General features: G+C 57.8%; 20 protein-coding genes, 1 rRNA gene, 1 other RNA gene and 1 pseudogene. 11 read left to right on the top strand and 12 right to left on the bottom strand.

The window, feature by feature from the left end; translation table 11 throughout:
• Positions 1-71: 71 nt before the first annotated feature.
• Complete coding sequence (locus tag HCI85_RS09020) at positions 72-794, bottom strand: TetR family transcriptional regulator (protein WP_167144384.1); 723 nt, start codon at positions 792-794, stop codon at positions 72-74.
• A gap of 115 nt (positions 795-909) precedes the next feature.
• Here HCI85_RS09020 and HCI85_RS09015 point away from each other — a divergent pair, with 115 nt between their 5' ends.
• The 6 genes from HCI85_RS09015 (at position 910) to HCI85_RS08995 (ending at position 5,954) form a co-directional block, all read left to right on the top strand.
• Complete coding sequence (locus HCI85_RS09015; protein WP_167144382.1) at positions 910-2,463, top strand: flavin-containing monooxygenase; 1,554 nt, start codon at positions 910-912, stop codon at positions 2,461-2,463.
• On the top strand, positions 2,460-3,344 hold the full coding sequence (locus tag HCI85_RS09010) for an SDR family NAD(P)-dependent oxidoreductase (RefSeq protein ID WP_167144380.1): 885 nt from the start codon (positions 2,460-2,462) through the stop codon (positions 3,342-3,344). Before HCI85_RS09015 ends, HCI85_RS09010 begins: the two co-directional genes overlap by 4 nt.
• A gap of 154 nt (positions 3,345-3,498) precedes the next feature.
• Positions 3,499-3,948 (top strand): MarR family winged helix-turn-helix transcriptional regulator, encoded by a 450-nt coding sequence (locus HCI85_RS09005; protein WP_160088576.1) that lies wholly within the window; start codon positions 3,499-3,501, stop codon positions 3,946-3,948.
• A gap of 306 nt (positions 3,949-4,254) precedes the next feature.
• The gene (locus tag HCI85_RS21100; RefSeq protein WP_256665650.1) at positions 4,255-4,383 is read left to right on the top strand and encodes a hypothetical protein; all 129 of its coding nucleotides are present in this window, start codon (positions 4,255-4,257) and stop codon (positions 4,381-4,383) included.
• 66 nt (positions 4,384-4,449) lie between these two features.
• On the top strand, positions 4,450-4,878 hold the full coding sequence (locus tag HCI85_RS09000) for an organic hydroperoxide resistance protein (RefSeq protein ID WP_090256124.1): 429 nt from the start codon (positions 4,450-4,452) through the stop codon (positions 4,876-4,878).
• A 59-nt stretch (positions 4,879-4,937) separates the two neighbouring features.
• Positions 4,938-5,954 carry an alpha/beta hydrolase gene (locus HCI85_RS08995; RefSeq protein WP_167144378.1) on the top strand — a complete coding sequence of 339 codons (1,017 nt, stop codon included), beginning with the start codon at positions 4,938-4,940 and terminating at the stop codon, positions 5,952-5,954.
• Between the two features lie 55 nt (positions 5,955-6,009).
• Here the strand turns inward: HCI85_RS08995 and HCI85_RS08990 are convergent, their stop codons facing one another.
• The gene (locus tag HCI85_RS08990) at positions 6,010-6,288 is read right to left on the bottom strand and encodes a putative quinol monooxygenase (protein ID WP_090256122.1); all 279 of its coding nucleotides are present in this window, start codon (positions 6,286-6,288) and stop codon (positions 6,010-6,012) included.
• 25 nt (positions 6,289-6,313) lie between these two features.
• Positions 6,314-7,051 carry an SDR family oxidoreductase gene (locus tag HCI85_RS08985; RefSeq protein WP_167144376.1) on the bottom strand — a complete coding sequence of 246 codons (738 nt, stop codon included), beginning with the start codon at positions 7,049-7,051 and terminating at the stop codon, positions 6,314-6,316.
• Between the two features lie 301 nt (positions 7,052-7,352).
• Here HCI85_RS08985 and HCI85_RS08980 point away from each other — a divergent pair, with 301 nt between their 5' ends.
• Entirely contained in the window at positions 7,353-8,279 is a 927-nt protein-coding gene (locus HCI85_RS08980) for an AraC family transcriptional regulator (RefSeq protein WP_167144374.1), read from the top strand.
• A gap of 343 nt (positions 8,280-8,622) precedes the next feature.
• Positions 8,623-8,835 (top strand): cold-shock protein, encoded by a 213-nt coding sequence (locus tag HCI85_RS08975; RefSeq protein ID WP_069516724.1) that lies wholly within the window; start codon positions 8,623-8,625, stop codon positions 8,833-8,835.
• Between the two features lie 75 nt (positions 8,836-8,910).
• Here HCI85_RS08975 and HCI85_RS08970 read toward each other — a convergent pair whose 3' ends face one another.
• From HCI85_RS08970 to dnaX, 4 genes are all read right to left on the bottom strand, one after another.
• A complete protein-coding gene (locus HCI85_RS08970) occupies positions 8,911-10,059 on the bottom strand; it encodes an acyl-CoA dehydrogenase family protein (RefSeq protein WP_167144372.1) in 1,149 nt (382 codons plus the stop codon).
• Between the two features lie 107 nt (positions 10,060-10,166).
• Positions 10,167-10,766, bottom strand: coding sequence for a recombination mediator RecR (gene recR, locus HCI85_RS08965; protein WP_167144370.1), 600 nt, complete (start codon positions 10,764-10,766; stop codon positions 10,167-10,169).
• Positions 10,767-10,910: 144 nt separating this feature from the next.
• A complete protein-coding gene (locus HCI85_RS08960) occupies positions 10,911-11,237 on the bottom strand; it encodes a YbaB/EbfC family nucleoid-associated protein (protein WP_090385942.1) in 327 nt (108 codons plus the stop codon).
• A gap of 18 nt (positions 11,238-11,255) precedes the next feature.
• On the bottom strand, positions 11,256-13,325 hold the full coding sequence (dnaX, locus tag HCI85_RS08955; protein WP_167144367.1) for a DNA polymerase III subunit gamma/tau: 2,070 nt from the start codon (positions 13,323-13,325) through the stop codon (positions 11,256-11,258).
• A gap of 461 nt (positions 13,326-13,786) precedes the next feature.
• Between dnaX and HCI85_RS08950 the strand changes: the two genes are divergently transcribed.
• Complete coding sequence (locus HCI85_RS08950) at positions 13,787-14,008, top strand: hypothetical protein (protein WP_090256116.1); 222 nt, start codon at positions 13,787-13,789, stop codon at positions 14,006-14,008.
• 70 nt (positions 14,009-14,078) lie between these two features.
• On the top strand, positions 14,079-14,366 hold the full coding sequence (locus tag HCI85_RS08945; RefSeq protein ID WP_167144365.1) for a DUF3509 domain-containing protein: 288 nt from the start codon (positions 14,079-14,081) through the stop codon (positions 14,364-14,366).
• Positions 14,367-14,464: 98 nt separating this feature from the next.
• Here HCI85_RS08945 and HCI85_RS21160 read toward each other — a convergent pair whose 3' ends face one another.
• The 4 genes and pseudogenes from HCI85_RS21160 to HCI85_RS21265 all read right to left on the bottom strand — a co-directional run.
• Positions 14,465-14,689: a DUF6538 domain-containing protein gene (locus tag HCI85_RS21160; protein WP_342636221.1), complete on the bottom strand. Its 225-nt coding sequence runs from the start codon at positions 14,687-14,689 to the stop codon at positions 14,465-14,467.
• A gap of 80 nt (positions 14,690-14,769) precedes the next feature.
• Positions 14,770-14,866: signal recognition particle sRNA small type (ffs, locus tag HCI85_RS08940), an RNA gene on the bottom strand.
• A gap of 104 nt (positions 14,867-14,970) precedes the next feature.
• Complete coding sequence (locus HCI85_RS21270) at positions 14,971-15,801, bottom strand: methyl-accepting chemotaxis protein (RefSeq protein ID WP_446730786.1); 831 nt, start codon at positions 15,799-15,801, stop codon at positions 14,971-14,973.
• 27 nt (positions 15,802-15,828) lie between these two features.
• Positions 15,829-16,605: pseudogene (locus HCI85_RS21265) on the bottom strand (MCP four helix bundle domain-containing protein); the annotation flags it as partial.
• A 143-nt stretch (positions 16,606-16,748) separates the two neighbouring features.
• Here HCI85_RS21265 and HCI85_RS08930 point away from each other — a divergent pair.
• Positions 16,749-17,027, top strand: coding sequence for an HU family DNA-binding protein (locus tag HCI85_RS08930; RefSeq protein ID WP_090256113.1), 279 nt, complete (start codon positions 16,749-16,751; stop codon positions 17,025-17,027).
• 164 nt (positions 17,028-17,191) lie between these two features.
• Here HCI85_RS08930 and rrf read toward each other — a convergent pair.
• Positions 17,192-17,296, bottom strand: a 5S ribosomal RNA gene (rrf, locus tag HCI85_RS08925); the annotation flags it as partial.

Raw genomic sequence — 17,296 nt, 5'->3', positions numbered from 1 at the left:
GTAGCACTATGCCGGCCTAGCATAACGCCCATAGATGGCGCCGCATTGACTCGCCTCAGTTGCGGCCGTGTTTACTCAACCGGCAACTTCAACTGCCCCAGGCTTTGCAACACGCTAGCGCCGGTAAACAGCATAACGATCTGCTCTTCAGCCAACGCGCAGATCGCCGCTTGCCGCTCGGGTTGGCCAATGTAGTCCAGCGACAGCTGGAACAGGTTGCGGCTGATCAGGTTCGACACCTGCCGCACCACTGCCGAGTTGACCATGTCCGGCAGCAGCTTGAAGGCGATGATGTCCTCGGCCATGTCCGCACCAAATTCATCCATCACTTCCTGCAGGGCCGCGCGCAGCACAGCCGAGGCGCCATGCAGTTCGCGCACACCGATGATGAACGCCTCAGGGTTCTGCGCAACGAAATCAAAGAACAACTGCACGGTTTCATGGCACACGCGCCGGCCGCGCTGCAGGTCAATGCCAAACAGCATTGGCGTGCTGGCCTGGGTCGACTGCACCGCTCGCTCGGCCGCTTCGCGACGCAGGGCGCGCAGCGGTTGGCGCAGCTGGGTGGAGATTTGTCGGATTACCGTAAGTCCCAGGTCATCAACATCCTTGAAGTGCCTATAGAAGGTATTGGGATTGAGCCCAGCCTCACGCGCCAGCTCGCGCAGGCCCAGGTTACTCAGGCTGCGGCTGGTTGAGGTGAGACGTAACGCGGCTTCCAGTAGCAGAGTCTTGCCTGGGGCCTCGGTGGCTTTTTCTGCGGCTGGCTGCTGCTCGCTGGCGTCTGCCTGCATGACGAACCCTACCTAAAAGTTGGCTTGTGAGAATGCTGCTTGCTGGCGAGTATACATTTGTCTACCTTGGTATACAGCTGTATACGCCAGCAATAAACATAACAGGAGCTTGGCCATGAATGCACCCGTCTCACCCCCTACTGCCACCCGCCACTGCAAGGTGGCCATTATCGGCACGGGCTTCTCTGGCCTGGGCATGGCCATCCGCCTGAAGCAGGCCGGTGAGCATGACTTTCTGCTGTTCGAGAAAGAAGCCGGCGTCGGCGGCACCTGGCGGGTGAACAACTACCCGGGCTGCGGCTGTGACGTGCAATCGCACCTGTATTCGTTCTCCTTCGAGCAGAACCCCAACTGGACGCGTATGTTTGCCAAGCAGCCAGAAATCCAGGGTTACCTGGAAGGCTGCTGGAGCAAGTACCGCCTGCAGAACCACACCCAGCTGAACACCGAAATCACCCGCCTGGCCTGGGATGAACAGCAAGAGCTGTGGCAGATCAGCGACAGCGCCGGCAACAGCTATACCGCGCAGTTCGTGGTCTCCGGCATGGGTGCGTTGTCCACCCCATCGATTCCTGCGCTCAAGGGCCTGGGCGACTTCACCGGCAAGATCTTCCACTCGCAGCAGTGGGATCACAGCTATGACCTCACCGGCAAACGCATTGCGGTAATCGGCACCGGCGCCTCATCGATTCAGTTCGTGCCGCAGATCCAGAAGCAGGTCAGCCAGCTCGATCTGTACCAGCGCACCGCGCCGTGGATCATGCCCAAGCCGGACCGCGCCATCAGCGAGCGCGAGCGCAACCGCTTCAAACGCTTCCCGCTGCTGCAGAAGCTCTGGCGCGGCGCTATCTATGCCCTGCTGGAAAGCCGGGTGATCGGCTTTGCCATGCTGCCCAAGGTGATGACCATCGCGCAGAAAGTCGGCAAGTGGTACATCAACAAGCAAATCAAGGACCCGGTCCTGCGCGCCAAGGTCACCCCGGATTACCTGATGGGCTGCAAGCGCGTACTGATCTCCAACGACTACTTCCCGGCACTGACCCAGCCCAACGTCGACCTGATCACCGATGGCATCGAGGAAATTCGCAGCGGCAGCATCCGCACCGTGGACGGTAAAGAGCGCGAGATCGACGCGATCATCTTCGGCACCGGCTTCACCCCGAGCGACCCGCTACCGCGCGGCGTGGTGTTTGGTCGTGGTGGCGTCGACCTGCTCGACACCTGGCCAGAAGGCCCACAGGCTTACAAAGGCACACTCACTGCCGGCTTCCCCAACCTGTTCTTCCTGATGGGGCCGAACACCGGCCTGGGCCACAACTCGATGGTCTATATGATCGAGTCGCAGATCCATTACGTGCTCGGCGCGCTCAAGCTGATTGGTGAGCAAGAGCTGCAGAGCCTTGAGGTCAAGCAGGCCGTGCAGGACCAATTCAACGGCAAGCTACAAGGCAGCCTGGGTAACACCGTGTGGAATGCTGGCGGCTGCACCAGCTGGTACCTGCACCCGGTCAGCGGCCGCAACTGCACGGTATGGCCGGGCTTTACCTGGCGTTTCCGCTTGCTGACGCGCAACTTTGACCCAGCGGCCTATCATTTCAGCCGTAGACACGCGGCACACCCGGCGCAGAACAGCGCTATCCAGTTGACTGCCCAGGAGGCCAGCGCATGAAGTCGTTTGAAAACAAGGTAGCCGCCATCACCGGCGCTGGTTCCGGCATCGGCCGTGCCCTGGCCTTCGGTCTGGCCCGCCAGGGTTGCCAACTGGCGCTCTCCGATGTGAATGCCGAGGGCCTGGCGGAAACCGCCGCCCAGGCGCGCAAGCTCGGTGTGCAGGTCAGCGAAACCCTGGTCAACGTCGCCGACCGTGAAGCGGTGCATGCCTGGGCAGACCAGGTGGTGAGCGAGTTCGGCCGGGTCAACGCGATCTTCAACAACGCCGGGGTAGCCCAGGGCGGCACCGTGGAAGGCAACGACTACGCCGACTACGAGTGGATCATGAACATCAACTTCTGGGGCGTGGTCAACGGCACTAAGGCCTTCCTGCCGCATATCAAGGCATCCGGCAGCGGCCATATCGTCAACGTGTCCAGCGTGTTCGGCCTGTTCGCTCAACCGGGCATGAGCGCCTACAACGCCAGCAAGTTCGCTGTGCGCGGCTTTACCGAGTCGCTGCGCCAGGAGCTAGACATGGCCGATTGCGGCGTATCGGCCAGCTGCGTGCACCCTGGCGGGATCAAGACCAATATCGCCAAGACCGCGCGGATGAACGCCAGCCTGAGCAGCGTTACCGGCCAGGATGCCGACAAGGCACGTCAGCAGTTCAACGACCAACTGCTGCGCACCACGCCGGAGAAAGCCGCACAGGTGATTATCAACGGCGCCCTGGCAAACAAGCGGCGCATCCTGATCGGCCCGGACGCCTACGCCCTGGATGGCATGCAACGCCTATGGCCAGCACTCTATCAACGCATGGTAACAGCCTCCATGCGTCTGGCCGCGCGCTTTGCGCCGAAAGGCTCAAGCAAGAAAGTCCAGGCTGCCGTGGAGTAACCGGCTAGCCCACAAGCCCCAGCGCCGCAGGTGTCTGGGGCTTTTTTACGTATAACGTTTGCCTTGCTGGATGAACACCGTGCGCATTCAATTGGCATAACAGTAGTTGGCGCGATAAATTGTCGGCACCTGTCCTGTGCCGCTGGAGAACGCCATGACTACGCAAGACCCTTGCGCCGAACTGCTGCTCGATAACCAGCTGTGCTTCGCCCTGTATTCGACCTCGTTACTGCTGACCAAGGTCTACAAGCCCCTGCTGCAGGAGCTGGGCCTGACTTATCCGCAATACCTGGCGATGATGGTGCTCTGGGAAGGCGATGGCATCACCGTGGGCGATATCAGCAGCCGTCTGCTCACCGACCCAGGTTCCGTCACCCCGCTGCTCAAACGCCTGGAAGCCGAAGGTCTGCTCAAGCGCACCCGCAGCAGTGTTGACGAGCGTGTGGTCGAGCTGTTCCTCACCGATAAAGGCCGCGCCCTGCGCGAACAGGCCAAAAGCATCCCCAGCTGCATCCTCACCGCCACCCAGCAATCCGCCGCTGAACTTGGCGCCCTCAAGGCTGAGCTGGTCGCCTTACGTAGCAGTCTGCAACAAGCCGTGTAAGCACCTGGGCGACAGGCTTGCCGCCAGTCTCGTCGTCCACATCGCGGACTCTTACCCGTCACTCCCTTGCTCCACTCAACAATTTCGTCCTGCCGCAGCTCTCGAAAAATCGCGCAACCGCCCGCCACTCCTAGCTTATGCCTGAACAAAGCAGTGCTTATCGCAAAATGTTCAAAAATATATATTGCGCGCTAAATTAATGTTCACTAAAGTTCACTTCATCGGACTACTTAGCGCGCAAAACTTTAGTGCTAATAAACGAATTACTGACCAACCAAACAACCCAGCAGCTTGAGGAGAACTGTTATGCAAACCCTGATCACATTCACCATCGCCATCACGCTCTCCGCTGCCGTACTGGCGGACCACAGCCACAAGCAGCAACAGGATGGCAAAGGCCTGTACCCAGAATGGCTGATCAACCACGACGGCTGATCAACCACAGATACCGCAACACCTGTAACGCGTACCAACCCAAACTGACTTTAGAGGATTACCACCATGTCGATTCAAACCATTGCTTACCGTGCCTACGCAGAAGCCACCGGCGGCCGTGACGGCCGTGCCATCTCCTCCGACGGCGTACTCGACGTCGCCCTGACCACCCCGAAAGAACTTGGCGGTGCCGGCGGTGCGGGCACTAACCCTGAGCAGCTGTTCGCTGCCGGCTACTCGGCCTGCTTTATTGGCGCGATGAAGTTCGTCGCGGGCCGCGACAAGCTGGCAATGCCAGCAGACGCCTCGATTGAAGGTGTCGTAGGTATAGGCGCGATTCCCAACGGTTTCGGCATCGAAGTCGAACTGCGCATCAGCCTGCCGGGCATGGACCGTGAGCAAGCGCAGACCCTGATCGAGCGTGCGCACATCGTCTGCCCTTACTCCAATGCTACCCGCGGCAATATCGACGTCACCCTGACGCTGCTCGACTAAGCCCAAACTACCCACTACCCGGCCGCTGCCAGTCAGCGGCCCGCCCCAGGAGGCCGCACATGAACATCAAACAAGGTTTGTCGATCGCCGTACTCGCCCTTGCCGTCAACAGCGCGTTTGCCGCTGGTAGCCCCGGGGTGGAGCGCAATACTCAAGGTTTCCTCAATGCCCTCGCCGCTGGCGGTGGCAAGCCCCTCGAACAACTGAGCCCGAAAGAGGCCCGCGCCGTATTGGTCGGCGCGCAGGCCGGGGTCAAGGTCGATGTATCGGGCATCAAGGTGGTCGACAAGACCATTGAGGTTGATGGCCAATTGATCCAGCTCAAAGTTGTGCGTCCGGCCGATGCCAACGGCACGCTGCCGGTGTTTATGTTCTTCCACGGTGGCGGCTGGGTGCTTGGCGACTACCCGACCCACGAACGCCTGATCCATGACCTGGTGGTGGGCTCTGGCGCGGCGGCGGTGTATGTCGATTACACCCCATCACCGGAAGCCAAGTACCCGACCGCGATCAACCAGGCATACGCCGCAACCCAATGGGTGGCGCAGAACGGCGCGCAGATTGGTGTCGACGGCAAGCGTCTGGCAGTGGCCGGCAACAGTGTGGGTGGCAATATGGCTGCAGTCGTCAGCCTGATGGCCAAAGACAAAGGCACCCCAGCGATCAAATTCCAGCTGCTGATGTGGCCGGTCACCGACGCCAACTTCAACAACGCCTCCTATAACCAGTTCGCCGACGGTCACTTCCTCAGCAAGAGCCTGATGCAGTGGTTCTGGGATAACTACACCACCGATCCGAAACAGCGCGCCGAGATCTACGCCGCGCCGTTACAGGCATCGGTGGAGCAATTGAAAGGCTTGCCGTCAGCCCTGGTGCAAACCGCCGAGTTCGACGTACTGCGTGATGAAGGTGAAGCCTATGCGCGCAAGCTGGATGCGGCGGGGGTCAACGTCACCTCCGTACGCTACAACGGCATGATCCATGACTTTGGTTTGCTCAACGTGATCAGCCAGATACCCGGCACGCAAAGCGCCATGCAGCAAGCCGCAGCAGCGCTGAAAGCCAACCTCAAGTAACCCGCGCTACAACAAAGCGCCCCGACACGCTTAGCGTGCCGGGGCGTTCTGCTGTTCAAGCGGCCTGGCATTGCAGGCTACGCAGCAGGCCTTGCTGCAAAGCCTGGTCGAGCACCTGCTGCAACAGCGACGCGGCGAAGAATGCCTGCAACGCCGCCATCGATTGCCAGCGGCTTTGCAACAGCCACTGCGCCGCATCATCCGGCAGCTGCTGCACCTCAACATCCAGGCACCCGGGAAGGGTCTGCATGGATTCACCCAAGCCATGCAGGCACACCCCCAACTGCTCGGTGCGTCCCGCCCTGGCATGCAGCACGGCGCTATGACTTAACATCGGCTTGCTCTCCAGAGATACAGGCTCAATAAGGACTGGCAGTCGGCCGCACGATCAGCTCGCTGACATCGACATCCGCTGGCTGTTCAACCGCATAAGCAATGGCGCGGGCAATCGCGTCCGGGGTGATGGCGACCTTGCGGAACGCCTTCATTGCCTCACGGCTCGACTCATCGGAAATGCTCTCGGCCAGCTCCGACTCGACCACGCCCGGCGATACCAGGGTCACGCGAATATCGCCGCCCACCTCCTGGCGCAAGCCTTCGGAGATGGCGCGCACCGCATACTTGGTTGCGCAATACACCGCACCGGTCGGCACCACGCTGTAGGCGCCGATGGAGGCGATATTGACGAACTGACCGCTGCGCTGACGCTGCATCACCGGTAGCGCGGCGGCGATGCCATGCAGCACGCCACGAATATTCACGTCGATCATGCGGTTCCACTCGTCGACCTTCAGCACATCCAGGCGCGACAGCGGCATGACCCCGGCGTTGTTGATCAGCACATCAACGCGGCCGTACTGCGCCAGAGCAGCGTCGACAAATGCCTGGGTGTCGGCCTGACTGGTCACGTCCAGGTGACGATAATCGGCGTTACCGCCAGCCTCGCGGATCTCGCCGACCAACTGCTCCAGGCGCTCGGTACGCCGCGCGCCGAGCAACAGCTGCGCGCCCTTCTCGGCCAGCAAGCGCGCACAGGCCTCGCCGATACCGCTGCTGGCGCCGGTGATCAGAATGACTTTGTCTTGGATATTAAACATGGCCGAATCCTCTGCTGGTAAGCGGCAAGGATTGCCGCGACAGCAACAGATTCCGTCAGATGGCGTGCTCAGGGTTAGACGATTTCTGGCGAATTATTGCCTAAACCTGCAACGCTCAAAATTCAGCAAAAATTACCCTGCGGCACATATGATCAGTTCAGATTTGCATTGCTCGCCTGTATAAAAGGACTTATTGCCTATTTCTGGTGAATTATTGCCTGATCCTGCAACGCATTCCGTACAACGCAGACTTGCCTGAAAAACCGGGATAATCTGCAAGCCAGCAGCAGGAGCCACATCCATGACATCGTCCATCAGCCCCTTAGTCTTCGACGACAACCTGGCCCTGCGCCAAGCCGAACTGGCCGCACTGATCCAACGCCAGTGTCCGGCTGATGGCCTGCATAGCAGCGCCATTGCCGGCCTCGACCTGGCCTGCGCAACCCAGCCCAGCTTGCCCATACCGACGCTGTACCGGCCATGCCTGTGCATCATTGCCCAGGGCCGCAAGGATGTGCGCCTCGGCGATGAGCAGTACACCTACGACCCGCTGAACTACCTGGTGGCTTCCGTCACCCTACCAGTTACCGGCCAGGTGATCGGCGCAACCCCCGAGCAGCCTTATCTAAGCCTGCGTTTGGATATTGATCCGGCGCTGATCACCAGCCTGATCGCCGACATCGGCCCCATCGGCGTACCTAATCCTGGCCCACGTAGGGCGCTGTATCTGGATCGCCTGGATACCCAGTTGCTCGACGCGGTATTGCGCTTGCTGCGCCTGCTAGAGACTCCGCGCGATATCGCCATGCTTGCGCCGCTGGCCCTGCGTGAAATTTTCTACCGCCTGTTGCACAGCCCGCAGGGCCATCGCCTGCACGAAATTGCCATTGCCGACAGCCAGGGCCAGCGCATCAACCGAGCAATCGAATGGCTGAACCTGAATTTCGACCAGCCCCTGCGCATCGAGGACCTGGCCCGCGAAGTCAACCTCAGCACCTCAACCCTGCATCACCGTTTCAAGGCCGTCACGGCTCTCAGCCCCCTGCAGTATCAGAAACAGCTACGCCTGCAGGAAGCGCGGCGCCTGATGCTCTGCGAAGGACTAGAGGCTGCTTCAGCCAGTTATCGCGTCGGCTATGAAAGCCCCTCGCAGTTCAGCCGCGAATACAGCCGCTTGTTCGGCGCGCCACCGCTGCGCGATCTGGCCCGCTTGCGCAGCTCGGCATAGCAGGGCTAAAAAATCGCTGACAGCAGCCCGAAAAAACTCCCCGACGCTTTTCAAGAGCACCGAGGCGTTTTACTTGGGGCCAAGTTAGCGCTTAAGCAGGCAGAACTGGGCAGAATTCATTATCGGCAACACCATCAGGCAGACGCCCAAACGCCCTGCAGCCCAGGCTAATGGGGACTTTTCAGCTTATGAGCTGAGAAAAATATGAATAATTAACGTTAAACCCAACACTTCCTGTGAAAACGGCCTATTATGGCTGAGCTGACTTGTAGTTATCAGCAAAACCGCATAGGTGCTATGAGCACTCTGGCACCGCACTTCGTATCGAATTAAGAGACACACCATGGCAAATCGCGAAACTGGCACCGTCAAATGGTTCAACGATGAGAAAGGCTTCGGCTTCATTACCCCAACTAATGGCGGCGATGACCTCTTCGTTCACTTTAAAGCCATCCAAAGCGACGGTTTCAAAAGCCTGAAAGAAGGCCAGACTGTTACCTACGTGGCCGCTCGCGGTCAGAAAGGTATGCAAGCTGAAGAGGTACAGGTGGCCTAAGCCCCTGTCCTGCTTTAAAACAAACCCCGCGCTCGCGGGGTTTGTTTTATCTGACGGCTGTAAAACCTGCCTTATCTATAAGCCCATCTGCTTGCTGATGATCTCGTTCATGATTTCACGCGAGCCACCACCAATCGACAGAATGCGGTTATCACGGTAAAGCCGCTCCACCAGGCTTTCGCGCATATACCCCATCCCCCCCATGATCTGCACCGCATCGTAGGTCAGTCGATCGGCAATATCAGTGGCAAAATTCTTGGCCATGGATATCTCCTTGATCACGCTTTTACCTGCCGCCATCTTCGCCGCTTGCCGATAGGTAAAGTCGCGCGACACTTCAAGCTGGGTCGCCATCTCCGCAAGACGATGCTTGAGCACCTGGAACTTGCCAATAGGTTTACCGAACGCCTCGCGCTCCTTGGCCCACTTCATCGACTCTTCAAGTGCCAGCTGCGCCGTCATATTGGCCATGATCGCCAGCGATAGCCGCTCGCTCTGGAAATTGGCCATGATGCAGGCAAAGCCCATGTTCTCGGCGCCGATCAGATTACCTACCGGCACCCTGCAATCATCGAAGAACAACTCCGCCGTATCCGATGCCCACCAGCCCATCTTCTTCAGCTTGCGCCCTACGGTGAAGCCAGGCGTGCCCTTCTCCACCAGCAACAGGCTGACGCCACCAAAACCATCACCTCCGGTGCGCACGGCAACCGTGTAGTAATCCGCGCGCACGCCGCTGGTGATAAAGGTTTTACTGCCGCTAACGCGGTAGAAATCGCCATCCCGTACCGCACGGGTTTTCAGATTAGCCACATCCGAGCCACCGGACGGCTCAGTCACCGCCAGCGCCATGATTTTTTCACCGGCCAGGACCTGCGGCACGATGCGCTCTCGCAGCTCCGGCTTGGCCCACTTCACCACAGGCGGTAAACCGATATCCAGGGAGCCGAGCCCAGCTACCAAGCCGCCAGAGCCTGAGCGCATCAACTCCTCGCTGGCCGCGACCTTGGCAAAGACATCGCCTTCATGGCTGCCACCAAAAGCCTCCGGGTAGCCAATACCGAGAACCCCCGCAGCCCCCGCCTTGAGGTAGAGTTCACGAGGAAACTCCTCGGCTTCTTCCCAATCATTGATGTGCGGCAGAATTTCGCGCTCGACAAAGCGCCTGACAGAATCACGCACCAACTGGTGGGATTCATCGAAATATTCCTGGAAGACAGACATGAGATATTCCCACTGAGGTTTCAGGGAAATTACCAAGCGCTTGCTTGGTTTACAAGAAGAGGATTACGCCATGCGCAAGGGCAATCAAGCCTCCTGCCACCAGGAACCTACAGCTGGATAGGCCTACGCCCAGCAATCGAATGCGCCAGGGTGCCACCGTCCACTAACTCCAGCTCGCCGCCCAGCGGCATGCCATGGGCAATGCGCGAGGCAATCAGGCCTTTGCCTGCCAACAGCTGGGCGATGTAATGCGCCGTGGCCTCACCTTCCACCGTCGGATTGGTTGCCAGAATCACCTCGGTGAAACTGCCTGCAGTGATTCGCGCTAGCAACTCTGGGATACCAATCGCCTCTGGGCCGAGACCGTCGAGCGGCGACAAATGCCCCTTGAGAACGAAGTAGCGCCCGCGAAACCCGGTGTGCTCGACCGCATACACATCCATCGGCCCTTCGACCACACACAGCAGACTGTCATCACGCCGCGGGTCCAGACACAGCTGACACACCTCGTCCTCGCTCAAGCTGCGGCACTGCTTGCAGTGGCCAACCCCTTCCATCGCCTGCGTTAACGCCTGAGCCAGGCGCAAGGCCCCGGAGCGATCACGCTCAAGCATCTGCAAAGCCATGCGCTGAGCAGTCTTCTGCCCAACGCCAGGAAGAATGCGCAGAGAATCGATCAGGTGGCGGATCAGCGGGCTGAAACTCATTGGGGAAATACTCGACGGCTACAACTCTTACCAACAAAACCCTATCGGGCTATTGAACCCTGACAGAGCAAGGCACAGCCGGTGTGGGCTGAGGATACCCACACCGGCTCCCAGCGCCGCAATGCGGCGCTGGCGGATGACCGCTTAGAACGGCATTTTAAAGCCTGGAGGCAACTGCATGCCGGCAGTCATACCGGACATTTTGTCCTGACTGTTCTGCTCAACCTTGCGCACGGCATCGTTTACCGCCGCGGCGATCAGGTCTTCGAGGATCTCCTTGTCTTCCTGCATCAGGCTGTCATCCAAGCTGACACGCTTGACGTCGTGACGCCCAGTCATGACCACGCTGACCAGCCCAGCACCGGATTGACCGGTTACTTCGGCGTTCGCCAGCTCTTCCTGCATCTTCTGCATTTTTTCCTGCATCTGCTGGGCCTGCTTCATCAGGCCGGCCATGCCACCTTTCATCATGGTGTAAGTCCTCGGTAATTAGGGGTTAACGGGAGTGTCCAGGGGTTCAATGCTGTCCGCGCGGATAACCGCGGCGAACTGCTGAATCATTTGTTGAATAACCGGGTCCTGATGGATCGAGTCCTCGGCCTCGCGCTGGCGATGGGCGCGCTTACTTGCGGCTGCCTGCGCCGGCGTTTCCTGCTCAGGCTTGCATAATTCAATCAACACTTTTAGCTCACGCCCGTGAAACTGATTGAGGGCCTCATTAAGGCGCCGCTGCTGGGTTGGGTTGAACAACGCCGAATGCGCAGGATCCAGGTGCAGCAACCAGTTATCACCTTCAACACTGATCAGTGTGCAGTTAGCCCCGATGCTGCCGGTCATACCGGACAAGCCGAGTTTCGGGAACAACTCTAACCAGTCTGCCGCCAGCCCGGTTGCGGGTTGGGCAGCCGGCAACACTTCCGGCTCGATCGGCGCAGCGTGCTCGACAGCGTCAAAATCATAATCAAACGATTCGGCGTCCATTTCGACATAGTCGTAATCACCCAACGGGGGCTCATCGTCATCCGTATCAACCTGCGGCACGGACTCTGCCTGTTGCGACTCATCTTCTGCAGGAGGCGTCACTTCAGCAATCACTTCGGGGGCATTAATGGCGACAGGCTCAACCACCTCAGCAACCGGCGCCTGAACCGGCTCTTCCCAGGGTAGATCAACAACTACTACAGGTGCAGGTGCAGGTGCAGGTGCACTCTCGATCGGCGAAGGCTGCGATGCAACCACATCGTTAGTCTGAGGCTCGACTTGCATATTCAGTACATCAGCAGCCGATACCTCAGGCACTGCCATAGGCGTTACATCAGCAACAAGAAGAACAGGTGGCGGTGCATTAGACGCGGCAACAGGAATACCGGCCGGTGCTGCAATTGCAGCACCGGCCACTGGGTTGGTCGCGGGATCAGCAGTGGCCTGGCTAATCCCCAGCGGCTTTAGCGCCACCCTCGGCGCATCGTGGGTATCCGCCGGGCGGAATGCCAACATACGCAACAGCACCATCTCGAAGCCGCTGCGTGGGTCGGGCGACAACGGCAAATCGCGTCGCCCTATCAAACCCATCTGATAATAGAACTGCACGTCTTCGCTAGGCAGCACCCGAGCCAACTCAAGCACCCGTTCACGATCACCTTGACCGTTATCAACGGCTTCCGGCAGCGCCTGGGCAATGGCCACCCGGTGCAGTACGTTGAGCATCTCGGACAACACGCCATTCCAGTCCGGCCCCTGCTCAGCCAGATGCCGCACAGCCTCAATCAAAGCGCGCGCATCACCCTCCAGCAGGGCGTGCAGCACACCGTAGACCTGGCCATGGTCTAGGGTGCCAAGCATAGCGCGCACATCGGCGGCCAGCACCTTACCCTCACCAAAGGCAATCGCCTGATCGGTCAGGCTCATGGCATCGCGCATCGAACCGTCGGCCGCGCGCCCGAGCAACCAGAGCGCGTCATTTTCGAACGGGATATTTTCCGCAGCCAGGACATGGGTGAGGTGATCGACCACCCGCTCCGGTGGCATGTTCTTCAGTGAAAACTGCAGGCAGCGCGACAACACCGTGACTGGCAGCTTCTGCGGATCCGTGGTCGCCAGGAGGAATTTGACGTGGGGGGGCGGCTCTTCCAGGGTCTTCAGCAATGCGTTGAAAGAGCTCGTGGAAAGCATGTGCACTTCGTCGATCAGGTAGACCTTGAAGCGTCCACGGCTCGGCGAATACTGCACGTTGTCGAGCAACTCGCGAGTGTCTTCAACCTTGGTACGGCTGGCAGCATCGACTTCGATCAAGTCGATAAAACGACCCTCATCAATCTCTTTGCAGATCGAACAGACACCGCAAGGTGTCGAGCTGATGCCGGTCTCGCAATTCAGGCACTTGGCAATAATCCGCGCAATGGTGGTTTTACCGACACCACGGGTGCCCGTGAACAAATAGGCATGGTGCAATCGCTGGCTATCGAGCGCATTGATCAGCGCCTTGAGCACATGCGTCTGGCCAACCATTTCGTTGAACGAGCGCGGACGCCACTTGCGTGCAAGAACCTGATAACTCATCGAAACCCGTCACGAGAGGAAAGCAAAAGTGGGGCTAATCCTAACGGAGCATGGGGCAAATTGCATCCAATGTGCAGCCTACGAATGGCCAACCTGCAGCATTGCTTGCAAATAAACTGGCGAAAAATTAACCAGACGGGTATCATCCGCTCCGTTCGTACCACGCTGTAAGTCAATCAGGCCTTTTGGCCCCCTCGATGGTTTCCAGGTAAGAGCGCATCACCCACGGGTAATGCCGCACAGCTCTAACCCATATCCCAACCTGCTGACTGATCTGGCCGTCCCGCGCAAGCGCTGACTCAAGCCCGCCTCCGACGTACCGACCCGCACACCGTAACCATTATGGGAACCTGTGCGCGCAGTCCAGCTCCTATCTGCACATGCAATCGACTACTTACGTCGACAGCCTGGAGCTTTATTTAGCGCAATGACGCGCCTGTTGTTTTAGGAAGTACCCAAAAATGAATACCCAACACCAAATTCAGGATGCTATTCGCACCCTATCGAGTGCATTTGCACCTTTTGACTGCCGCATCCTAGCCGCCCGCAAAGGTAGCTTCAGCTTTACAATCGTCAACGATGCAGGCATCGCCAAGCACAGTCAGCGCCTCTACCCCGGCCAGTACAGTGGCGCGCACCTGGAACAAGTCATCGAGCGCGCTCGGCAGTCACTGACTGCTTGATTGGCAAGATTCACGAACCATCGAGCATCTCAGGGGTCAGAAGTGATCACCCTCTGGATGGAGCATGGTCATGGACAAGATTAACCGCGAACTCGTTGAGCAACTGTTTACCCCGCTGCGCGCCATATTCAGCCCTCCCCGCCCAGACGGTGGGGTTGTGCTCTCTTTGCTGGATGCAAACGAAGCCACTGCATACAGCCGTGTGCTGAGCGCAGCCCAACTGACCGACACGCAAGCGTTCGCTCAAAGCCTTGAAGATATTCGCCTAGAGCTTGCAATGCGCTCGGGCAGCATTCCTGCAGACATGCGTAAAGCATTAAAGGAACAGGACAGCGTGCTTAGCTACCACACAAGCTAAGAGCCACCAGCGCCCTGTATGCCAGCAGGGCCGCCTCCCCAACACTTCGAATTAGCCACAACATTGTGTGAAAACTATCGCACTGCCATAAACGAGGGCTAGTCAACCGCCGGCTTGATACCTTGGAATGCTTCGGTGAAAAGCCGCTGAACTTGCAGCAAAAGCTCACGCCCACGTATAAGGGCTTCACGTCTGCAGCGGGTCTGAAGAGAGCGCCTTATCTCCCTGCGATGAAACAACGGGCGAATGACGTCAGGCACCACGATTCGGAAGTAATAGACCGAGTGGCGAGATAACAGGAGGTAGGTTGGGACGGTCGACACGGTTGTATCACTCCTTGTACCACCGCGTGGCTTGGAGTGAAAAACCTTTATAAATCAACCACATAGAAGACTGGAGGCAACCCCACCAGCCACACCTCGGCACACAATGTCACCGCTGCGGCTGCTCCCTTCCAGGCCTGACCGGGTTCACGGCTGATCGTTGCGAGGGGACCGGCAGGGCCACCATAACGCAGCTCGACTGAAGCGAGCCGGGCCATTGTACTGGCTTGAGTTGAAGTTACAACCGTTTCAAGCACTTAGACCATTAAAATGCACGTGACTTAGACACGAAACCGACCAACCAGCTTACTCAAACCATGCGACAGCTCAGATAGTCGCTGACTGGCTTCTGCACTCTGCTCAGAGGTTTGGGCCGCCTCATTCGACAGGTCTCGGATGTCACTGATATTGCGCGCAATCTCTTCAGTAACACTGCTCTGCTCTTCACAGGCAGTTGCGATTTGTGCAGTCATATCATTGATGCGCTGAACAGAATTACTGGTATCAGTTAGCGCCTGATCCACCCCAGCTGCCTGCTCAACACTTTGCCTTGCCTTACTGCTCCCTGAGTGGGTGGCCCTAACCGCATTCTGCACGCCGATTTGAAGGCGCTCAATCATTACCTGGATATCCTTAGTAGACTCCTGCGTACGCGCCGCTAATGCACGCACCTCATCAGCAACAACGGCAAAACCGCGCCCCTGCTCTCCCGCGCGCGCAGCTTCTATGGCCGCATTGAGGGCTAACAAGTTGGTTTGCTCTGCAATACCTCGAATAACAGCCAATACAGCACCGATATTTGATGCCTCTTGCTCAAGCGCCTGAATGGTCAACGACGCACTTTCCACCTCTTGCGCGAGTTGGCGAATTGAGTTGATCGTGGCACCGACTACTTGTGCACCCTCGCGTGACTGAACCTCCGCGCCACGCGCAGCATCAGCTGCATTTTGCGCATTACGCGCGACTTCATTCACTGCTGAGCTCATCTCGGTTGCAGCTGTGCTGACCTGATCGACTGCAGCATGCTCACTACTAATCAACCGATCATTGGCTGCAGCTAATCCGGCAAGATTCTGTGCAGAGCTTTCAACCTCACCGGTAACCCTTCCCACCTCTTTGATTAGCGGTTGTAACTTATCAAGAAAGCGATTGAATGCGTGACTCAGCTTACCGAGCTCATCACTCGACAAGACATCCAGGCGCACTCGGAGATCACCATCGCCATCAGCAATCTGCTCGATACGATTCAAAAGTTTGTGCAGCGGCCCAGTGACCAGAATTGGAAAGCCCACCACCAGCACCAGACAGACCCCTAAACCGATAGCAATAATGACGCCCTGCTGCCAGCTTAATGTCTCGCCCAATCTGATAGCGGCAAGCCCTTCAGCATTAGCCGCTGCATCATCCATTTCACCCAGCTTATCAATAGCTGTACGCATCGATTCAAACTGTTCTTCACTGCCGCCAAAACTCAACTCGCTGGCAGCTTGGGGGTCACTGGTTGCTAACTGCAGTACCTTTTGAGACGTGGCCTTCCATTGCTCGAAACCCTTATCAAACTCTGCAACCAATTGCATCGCCTCTCGACCCGGCTGCATATCTGCGAATTTATGTACGCGCTCGTAAGCCTGCTGGATATTTTCTGAATGCGATGCAGTCAAAGCCTCAGCATGCGCTCCCGCCCCCTCATCAAGTAAGCTGCGCTCAGCAACAAAGGCTTGATAAAGATCGCGATCGGCATTTAGAAGCAGGCTGATACCTGGCAAAAAACGATTAGTCAGTTTCGTGCTTGAATCTGCAACCTGGGTAATGCCCCGCATTCCCAAGGCGCCCATCGAAACCAACAAAATCGCCAGCAACATAATCGGTAGCGCAATCTTCCAACGAAACCCTAAATTCGCGAAGGCACGAAGCATGCTGGTTCTCCAAGAGAATTGCCAAGTAGCATCAGCATAGACTACTGGCGCTAGATCGGATAAAGCGCCAGTTTCACTTCAACGGCCTATGCCGCACCGCGATACGATCTAAACCGCTATCTATACAACCAAGGAGCAGAACCATGGCTATAACCAAAGAACAGCTAATCAGCGACATTGCCGAGGCCATAGACACACCGAAAAGCACCGTGCGCGCAGCACTGGAACAGTTAAGTGAAATTGTTAGCGACGCACTGGAGAACAGTGACGAAATCACGCTACCGGGTATCGGTAAGCTAAAAGTGAGTGAGCGCCCCGCTCGCACCGGCCGCAACCCTCAAACGGGACAAACCTTACAAATCGCAGCAAAGAAAGTCGTTAAGTTTGTACCGGCAAAAGCGTTGAGTGACGCCATCAATTGAAGGGCCAGGTGCGCTCAAAGAGCGCACCTTGAGTTTCGTAAATATTGCTCATGGCCATACGCCCTGTTTAGTTGCCTATCAAAGGCTGAGCTGGGCGTGGTTTGTTTTCGCGCCACAAAGTAAAACCCCCGACCGTTTTCACGATCGGGGGTTTTGGTATAGGTGCTTGACGATGACCTACTCTCACATGGGGAAACCCCACACTACCATCGGCGATGCATCGTTTCACTACTGAGTTCGGGATGGGATCAGGTGGTTCCAATGCTCTA

The organism is Pseudomonas sp. OTU750018 (assembly GCF_011636575.1).
GTDB lineage: Bacteria > Pseudomonadota > Gammaproteobacteria > Pseudomonadales > Pseudomonadaceae > Aquipseudomonas > Aquipseudomonas peli.
Note: the sequence above shows the minus strand (reverse complement) of the source record. Positions and strands in the feature narration are given on the sequence as shown.